The organism is Streptomyces sp. FH025 (assembly GCF_017427025.1).
Taxonomy (GTDB): Bacteria; Actinomycetota; Actinomycetes; order Streptomycetales; family Streptomycetaceae; genus Kitasatospora.
Map to the genome: position 1 here is coordinate 21,687 of NZ_JAFLNG010000022.1, position 7,440 is coordinate 29,126.

Below are 7,440 nucleotides of genomic sequence, written 5' to 3' on the forward strand. Positions count from 1 at the left end.
CCCCCGGCGTGCCAGTGGTGTTCTCCGGTCGGCCAGAGGTGGACGGTGTCGATGAGCAGTGTCGTGGAGCAGTCGGCCGACCGCCCGGAGACGCCCGCCCGTCCCCGCCGCAGGCCCGCCGCAGTACTGCAGGGGATCGCGCTGGCGCTCGGACTGGTGCTGATGGTCGGCGGCTTCGCCCTGATCGCCGTCGACTACCGGCCGTACAAGATCCCGACCGCCTCGATGCACCCGACGCTGCAGATCGGGGACACCGTGCTCGCCCGCAAGGTGGACGGCGGAGCCATCGGCCGGGGCGACGTGGTGGTCTTCCGTGACCAGGCCTGGGGCGGGGAACTCATGGTCAAGCGGGTGGTCGCGGTCGGCGGGGACACCGTCGCCACCACCGGCGTCGCCCAGAGGCTGACCGTCGACGGACAGCCGGTGGACGAGCCCTACCTCGCGGCGCAGGGCCGCCAGGGCGAGTCGTTCAGCGTGACGGTGCCGCAGGGGAGGCTGTTCCTGCTCGGCGACAACCGGCTCGGCTCGCTCGATTCCCGCACCCACCTGGAGGTCGACGGCGGGACCGTCCCGACCTCCGCGGTCGAGGGCAGGGTCGAGGCCACCCTGCTGCCCTTCGGCCGGACGGGGGTGCTCGACCGGGTCACGGCCTTCGACGGCCTCACGGGCTCGAAGGCCTCCCGGCCGGGGCCGCTTCAGCCGGCCGCCTACGCCAGCGTTGCGGGCGCGGCGTTGATCCTCGTGACCTCGGCGGTGGGCGGGGTGGCGGGCCTGGCCCGCCGACTCCGCCGGGGGCGCAGCTCCTGAGCGCGAACGTCGTCGCTCGGGCCGCTCTGGCGAACATCGCCCCGGACGGACACGTCGGGTGGCAGGATCGATAGCGCCACCGATGCGAACGGAAGGAGCGTGGAGCGCTGCCATGACAGCACAGCGTCGTAGGGCGGCGCGGATCCTGCTGCTGGACGGGCTGGACCGCATCCTCCTCTTCCTGGGCTCCGACCCGGCCGTGCCGGAGGAGACGTGGTGGTTCACGCCAGGGGGCGGCTTGGAGCCCGGCGAGGACGTGCGTGAGGCCGCCGAGCGGGAGCTCGCGGAGGAGACCGGCCTGCAGGGTGTGGACCTGGGGCCCTTGGTGGCGTACGGCACGGTGTCGTTCTCCTTTCAGGGACAGCGCTACGAGCAGGAACAGTGGTTCCACCTGGCCCGGACCACGGAGACGGGGCTGGACCACGCGGGCATGGGCGAGGAGGAACACGCCCAGCTGCTCGCGGCGCGCTGGTGGACGGTCGAGGAACTGCGGGGGACCGCCGAAACGGTCTATCCGGCCGGACTGGCGGACTTCCTGGGGCGACTGCTGGCAGAGGGCCCGCCGGTCGACCCGGTACGGCTCTGAGCGTGGGTGTGGTGGTCCACAATGGGTGGACGTGACAAGTTGAGGGGACGCCTGGATGAGTGCCGAAGATCTCGAGAAGTACGAGACCGAGATGGAGCTCAAGCTCTACCGGGAGTACCGGGACGTCGTCGGCCTGTTCAAGTACGTGATCGAGACCGAGCGACGGTTCTACCTCACCAATGACTACGAGCTGCAGGTGCACTCGGTCCAGGGCGAGGTGTTCTTCGAGGTGTCGATGGCGGATGCGTGGGTCTGGGACATGTACCGGCCGGCTCGGTTCGTCCGCAAGGTCCGGGTGCTGACCTTCAAGGACGTGAACATCGAGGAACTCGCGAAGAGCGATCTGGAGCTGCCCTCGGACGAGTCCGGCTTCGGGAACTGACGTTGGACGACTCCGTCCCGCGTTGTCCAGCCGAATTTCGCGTGACGCGGGGTTCTCACCCCTGCGGGTGACAAGAGTTATCCACAGGCCCGAGTTATCCACAGGGGAATCGAATTCCCCGATCCCACCGCGCACGGTGGTGCAGCCTCCTCGGCGGAGGTGGTCACCATGCAGAACACCATCGTGCAGGACCAGGCCGTACCGAACACGGCCGCAGCCGGGCAGGGCGCCGCGGGGAGCCCGGAGCGCAGCACCAAGAACGGACTCGGCCGTTACGGGGAGCGGGTCGCCGCCCGACACCTCGCGGAGGCCGGGCTCCGCATCCTGGACCGCAACTGGCGCTGCGTCGAGGGCGAGCTGGACATCGTCGCCCTCGACGGGGACACCGTCGCGGTCTGCGAGGTGAAGACCCGCTCCGAGCGGGGCTTCCAGCAGCCCAGCGAGGCCATCGACCGGGCCAAGGCCGCCCGGTTGCAACGCCTGGCCGAACGCTGGATGGTCGAGCGATGGCCCGGCAAGTTCGCCCAGCTGGCCGGGCCCGGGTACGACCCCGGGCCGACGGATCCGCAGTGGCCGCCCGCTCCACCGGGCGGGGTGCGGATCGACCTGGTCGCCGTGGTCAACCGGGCGCGGGGTGCGGCCCTGGTCGACCACCTGCGGGGGGTGGTCTGAGATGGCCTTCGCCCGTACCTGTTCCGTCGCGCTGGTCGGGGTCGACGGAGTGATCGTCGAGGTTCAGGCCGATCTGGAGCCCGGGGTGGCCGCGTTCACCCTGGTCGGCCTGCCCGACAAGGCCCTCACCGAGGCCCGGGACCGCGTCCGCGCGGCGGTCTGCAACAGCGGGGAGGCCTGGCCGCAGCGCAAGCTGACCGTCGGCCTCAGCCCCGCCTCGGTGCCCAAGAGCGGCAGCGGCTTCGACCTCGCGGTGGCCTGTGCCGTACTGGCCGCCGCCGAGCGGCTGGACCCGTCCTCCATCGCCGAACTGCTGCTCATCGGCGAACTGGGGCTGGACGGCCGGGTGCGGCCGGTTCGCGGGGTACTGCCGTCGGTGCTGGCCGCCGCCGACGCCGGGTACGAACGGGTGGTGGTCGCCGAGCAGACCGCGCCCGAGGCCTCGCTCGTCCCCGGGGTCACGGTGATCGGCATCCGCAGCCTGCGCCAGCTGGTCGCCATCCTGACCGGGGCGGCCGCACCGGAGGAACCGCCCGATCCGATCGGGGGCCGGCCGGATCCGCTGATGGCCGGCCTGATGCTCCCCAGCGCGAGCGTGCGGGGCCTGTCCGATGACAAGGCGCACCGCCTCGACATGGCTGACGTGGCCGGCCAGTACGAGGCCCGGCGGGCCCTGGAGATCGCCGCCGCAGGCGGGCACCACCTCTACCTCAAGGGGCCGCCGGGCGCGGGCAAGACCATGCTGGCGGAGCGGCTGCCGTCGCTGCTCCCGCCGCTGACCCAGAAGGAGGCGCTGGAGGTCACCGCAGTCCACTCGGTGGCGGGCCTGCTCCCGGTCGGGCGCCCGCTGATCGACACCGCGCCGTACTGCGCCCCGCACCACTCCACCACGATGCCCGCCATCGTCGGTGGTGGCAGCGGTCTGCCGAGACCGGGCGCGGTCTCGCTGGCGCACCGGGGAGTGCTGTTCCTGGACGAGGCGCCGGAGTTCCCGGTGCGGGTGCTCGACGCGCTGCGCCAACCGCTGGAGGCCGGCGAGGTGGTGATCGCCCGCTCGGCCGGATCGCTCCGGCTCCCGGCCCGCTTCCTCCTCTGCCTGGCCGCCAACCCCTGCCCGTGCGGCCGGTACTCACGGCGGGGCGAGGGCTGCGAGTGCACTCCCGCGATGGTCAGCCGGTACCAAGGGCGACTCTCCGGGCCGCTGTTGGACCGGGTCGACCTCCAGGTCCAGGTCGCCCCGGTGACCAGGATCGAACTCATGGAGCGGGACGCCACGGCGGAGAGCACCGAGACCGTCGCGGCCCGGGTGCTGGCCGCACGGGAACGGGCGGCGGCCCGGCTGACGCACACCCCGTGGCGGACCAACGCGGAGGTGCCGGGCCACGAGCTGCGCACCCGCTGGGAGCTGGCGCCCGGCGCGCTCAACGACGTCGCGCGCCAGTTGGAGCGCGGACTGCTGACCGCCCGCGGCCTGGACCGGGTGCTCCGGGTCGCCTGGACGGTCGCCGATCTGGCCGGTCGCGACCGGCCGGACCAGAGGGACGTCCGTACCGCCCTGGTCCTGCGCACCGGGGTCGAACAGGGGCTGCCGCAGACCGGGCGCGTCGGCAGCCGACTCGGGGGCATCCCGGCCCAGCGAGTGAGCGGCCCGGACGGCGACAGGCCGGGGAAGCCGGACCGGCACCCGTCGAACGACCAGAGCAACGAGGAGAGCGAGGCATGAACCAGTTGTTGAGACATCCTCATGGGCCCAACGCGGCCGAGACCGACACCACGGTCGTGCCTGATCCGGAGCGCCTCGCCCGTGTCGTGCTCAACCGGCTCAGTGAACCGGGGGACGCGGTGGTGGGCCGCTGGCTCGGCCAGCTCTCCGCCGTGGACGTGGTCCGGGCGATCCGGGCCGGCACCGTCCCCGAGCACCCCGCCCTGGACGCGGAGAGGCTGGCCTCCTACCAGGCCCGGCTCCCGGGTCTCGACCCGGCGGACGACCTGAAACGGGTACACGACGTCGGCGGACGCTTCATCATTCCGGGTGACACGGAATGGCCCAGTCAACTGGACGACCTCGGCGACGGACGCCCGATCGGGCTGTGGACCGCCGGTACCGGTTCACTTCGCTTGCTCGCCCTCCGCTCGGTGGCCGTGGTGGGCTCCCGGGCCTGTACGGCTTACGGCGCCCACGTGGCCGGCGAGCTGTCGGCCCAACTGGCCGAGCGTGGCTGGGTGGTGGTCTCCGGAGCCGCTTACGGGATCGACGCGTCCGCCCACCGAGGGGCGCTCGCCGTCGGCGGGATGACCATCGGCGTACTCGCCTGCGGGGTCGACGTGGCCTACCCGAAGGGGAACGCCGAGCTGATCCGGCGGATCGGCGTCCAGGGCCTGCTGGTCAGCGAACTCCCGCCCGGGGAGCACCCGAACCGGTTCCGCTTCGTGCTCCGCAACCGGGTCATCGCGGCGCTCACCCGGGGGACAGTGGTGGTCGAGGCGGCCATGCGCAGCGGTGCCCTGAGCACGGCCCGACGGGCGCGGGACCTCAACCGGCACACCATGGGCGTCGCCGGCCCGGTGACCTCGGAACTGTCCGCCGGGGTGCACGCCCTGATCCGCAGTGGCGGGGCCACCCTGGTCACCGACGCCGCCGAGATCACCGAGCTGATCGGGGCGATCGGAGACGACCTGGCGCCGCAGCGCAGCGGCCCGGTGCTGCCCCGCGACCTGTTGGAGCCGGCTGTGGCCCGGGTGCTGGAGGCCGTTCCGGGAACTGCGGACGGTGCCCCGGTCGAGCGACTGGCCCGGCAGTCCGGGCTCCCCGCGGACGAAGTCCTGCAGCGGCTCTACGAGTTGACCTCGCTCGGCTATGTGGAGCGGCACGGTGCCCACTGGCGCCTGGTGCGGAGGAGGTGATCGTCGGATAGCAGAACAGGGGCGCGCCCGGGGAGTGCGTGCCGGAACGGCCAGGCTGACCTGCTGATCCGGTCCCCTGATCCGGTCCTCCGATCCGGTCCTCTGCGCGTCTGCCCGGATTCGGTGAGTGGACGCCACCGGATCGAGGGACGACCGAGTGGCGGTAGCGCTTTGCAGTGAGTTGGTCACGCTACGCTCCACATGCCTTCCCTATCAGCACATGACTCGGCAGAACGGCGCAGACCAACGTATGCCCACACACATTCCCGGACACAGAGTGACCGGTGGCGCTCGGTCCGCGGGAGGGCCGCGGACCGAGCGGCGTCCCGTGACCGAGTTCCCGCCCAAGTCGGCGGGGACGATGGGAGGCCTGTCGCGCCAGGGCGGCCGGCCGACGGCGGTGCCAGGCCAGCCCGCGGACGCTACCCGTGGCGTCGACGCCACTCGTGACGTGGATGCCGTCCGCGGCGCGGACGTGATCCGTGGCGTCGAGTCGGCCTGCGGCATCGAGGCGGCGCACGGCGCCGATCCGGTCCGAAGTACCGGGGCGGTCGGTGAGGCGGAAACGTTCGGCGGAGCGGCCATCGAGCGCATGCTCGGCTCGCCCGGCAACACCCCCGTGTCGGACGCCGTCTCCCCGCCGGTGTCCCGGCCCCGCCGCGAGCAGACGACGGACGGCCGGGGGCCTGGGTCGCGGGACGCCGGTGTCCAAGGACGTACCGCGCTCGAAGAGCTCTGGCGCTCCTACAAGGAGACCGGCGACCAGCGGCTGCGTGAGCAGCTGATCCTGCACTACTCACCACTCGTCAAGTACGTGGCGGGCCGGGTCGGGGTCGGCCTGCCCTCCAACGTCGAACAGGCCGACTTCGTCTCCTCCGGAGTGTTCGGGCTGATCGACGCGATCGAGAAGTTCGACATCGGCCGCGCCATCAAGTTCGAGACCTATGCGATCAGTCGCATCCGTGGCGCCATCATCGACGAGCTGCGCGCTCTGGACTGGATCCCGCGCTCGGTGCGGCAGAAGGCCAAGGCCGTCGAGCGGACGTACGCGACGCTGGAGGCCCGGCTGCGCCGGACGCCGCACGAGCCGGAGGTCGCGGCCGAGATGGGCATCGCCATCGAGGACCTGCACGCGATCTTCAGCCAGCTGTCGCTGGCCAACGTGGTGGCCCTGGACGAACTGCTGCACCCGGTGGGGGAGGGCGGCGACCGGCTGAGCCTGATGGACACCCTGGAGGACCACGGCGCGGACGACCCGGTCGAGGTGGCCGAGGACCGCGAGCTGCGCAGACTGCTGGCCCAGGCGGTCAACACCCTCCCCGAGCGGGAGAAGACGGTGGTGACGCTCTACTACTACGAAGGCCTCACCCTGGCCGAGATCGGGCAGGTGCTGGGGGTGACGGAGAGCCGGGTGAGCCAGATCCACACCAAGTCCGTCCTTCAACTGCGCGCCAAGCTGTCGGACATCCGGTAGCACGCCGGATCTCCCGGATCTCCCGGAGCTCCCGGAGTTGCCAGAACCGCCAGGCTGCCGGAGCCGCCGGACAAGGTCTATCCCATCGGTGTCCCGTTCGAATGCGCGGCGCCGTATCGGCCGCAGGTAGGGCTCCGTACAGTGGGAGCGTGCCGAAGATCCGAGCGGCCACGGTGGCCGAGCATCGCCAGCTGCAGCGGGCAGCCCTCCTCGACGCTGCCCGCACCCTGCTCACCGAAGGTGGGATGGAGGCGCTGACCTTCCAGGCGCTCGCGGCGCGCACCGGACTGGCGCGTTCCTCGGTCTACGAGTACTTCCGCTCCCGGGCCTCCGTGGTCGAGGCGCTCTGCGAGGTGGACTTCCCCCTCTGGGCGGCAGAGATCGAGGCCGGGATGGAGAGCTGCGACACCGCTGCCGAGCGGATCGAGGCGTACGTCCGGGGCCAGCTGGCGCTGGCCACCGACCCGCGCCACCGCGCCGTCGTGGCGATCTCCGCGCTGGAGCTCGACGAGGCCGCGCGCGAGCGCATCCGGGCGGCGCACGGACGACTCGTCGGCCTGGTCGTTCAGGCCCTGGAGGACCTCGGCCACCCCCAGCCCCGGCTCGCCGCGGCAC

The 7,440-nt window shown here is 72.1% G+C and carries 8 protein-coding genes; all 8 read left to right on the forward strand.

Features of this window, described 5'->3' with window-relative positions; translation table 11 throughout:
* The first annotated feature begins 51 nt into the window (after positions 1 to 51).
* Complete coding sequence (gene lepB, locus J0670_RS03100) at positions 52 to 807, forward strand: signal peptidase I (RefSeq protein ID WP_207809326.1); 756 nt, start codon at positions 52 to 54, stop codon at positions 805 to 807.
* Positions 808 to 919: 112 nt separating this feature from the next.
* Positions 920 to 1,393: an NUDIX hydrolase gene (locus J0670_RS03105; protein WP_207809328.1), complete on the forward strand. Its 474-nt coding sequence runs from the start codon at positions 920 to 922 to the stop codon at positions 1,391 to 1,393.
* Between the two features lie 55 nt (positions 1,394 to 1,448).
* On the forward strand, positions 1,449 to 1,775 hold the full coding sequence (locus J0670_RS03110; RefSeq protein WP_030056781.1) for a DUF2469 domain-containing protein: 327 nt from the start codon (positions 1,449 to 1,451) through the stop codon (positions 1,773 to 1,775).
* A 168-nt stretch (positions 1,776 to 1,943) separates the two neighbouring features.
* The gene (locus J0670_RS03115; protein ID WP_207809330.1) at positions 1,944 to 2,447 is read left to right on the forward strand and encodes a YraN family protein; all 504 of its coding nucleotides are present in this window, start codon (positions 1,944 to 1,946) and stop codon (positions 2,445 to 2,447) included.
* Between the two features lies 1 nt (position 2,448).
* Positions 2,449 to 4,170 carry a YifB family Mg chelatase-like AAA ATPase gene (locus tag J0670_RS03120; RefSeq protein WP_207809332.1) on the forward strand — a complete coding sequence of 574 codons (1,722 nt, stop codon included), beginning with the start codon at positions 2,449 to 2,451 and terminating at the stop codon, positions 4,168 to 4,170.
* Entirely contained in the window at positions 4,167 to 5,351 is a 1,185-nt protein-coding gene (gene dprA / locus J0670_RS03125) for a DNA-processing protein DprA (RefSeq protein ID WP_207809334.1), read from the forward strand. The genes J0670_RS03120 and dprA overlap by 4 nt, the downstream gene beginning before the upstream one ends.
* Positions 5,352 to 5,802: 451 nt before the next feature.
* A complete protein-coding gene (gene whiG, locus J0670_RS03130) occupies positions 5,803 to 6,825 on the forward strand; it encodes an RNA polymerase sigma factor WhiG (protein ID WP_307806358.1) in 1,023 nt (340 codons plus the stop codon).
* A 173-nt stretch (positions 6,826 to 6,998) separates the two neighbouring features.
* A partial coding sequence (locus tag J0670_RS03135; RefSeq protein ID WP_207809344.1) for a TetR/AcrR family transcriptional regulator occupies positions 6,999 to 7,440 on the forward strand: 442 nt, incomplete at its 3' end.

What these genes read in the sequence shown, in the direction of transcription:
- J0670_RS03110 (WP_030056781.1), top strand. Translation starts at nt 1,449, where the DNA reads ATGAGTGCCGAAGATCTCGAGAAGTACGAGACCGAGATGGAGCTCAAG.
- J0670_RS03120 (WP_207809332.1), top strand. Translation starts at nt 2,449, where the DNA reads ATGGCCTTCGCCCGTACCTGTTCCGTCGCGCTGGTCGGGGTCGACGGA.
- J0670_RS03105 (WP_207809328.1), top strand. Translation starts at nt 920, where the DNA reads ATGACAGCACAGCGTCGTAGGGCGGCGCGGATCCTGCTGCTGGACGGG.
- J0670_RS03115 (WP_207809330.1), top strand. Translation starts at nt 1,944, where the DNA reads ATGCAGAACACCATCGTGCAGGACCAGGCCGTACCGAACACGGCCGCA.
- lepB (WP_207809326.1), top strand. Translation starts at nt 52, where the DNA reads ATGAGCAGTGTCGTGGAGCAGTCGGCCGACCGCCCGGAGACGCCCGCC.
- dprA (WP_207809334.1), top strand. Translation starts at nt 4,167, where the DNA reads ATGAACCAGTTGTTGAGACATCCTCATGGGCCCAACGCGGCCGAGACC.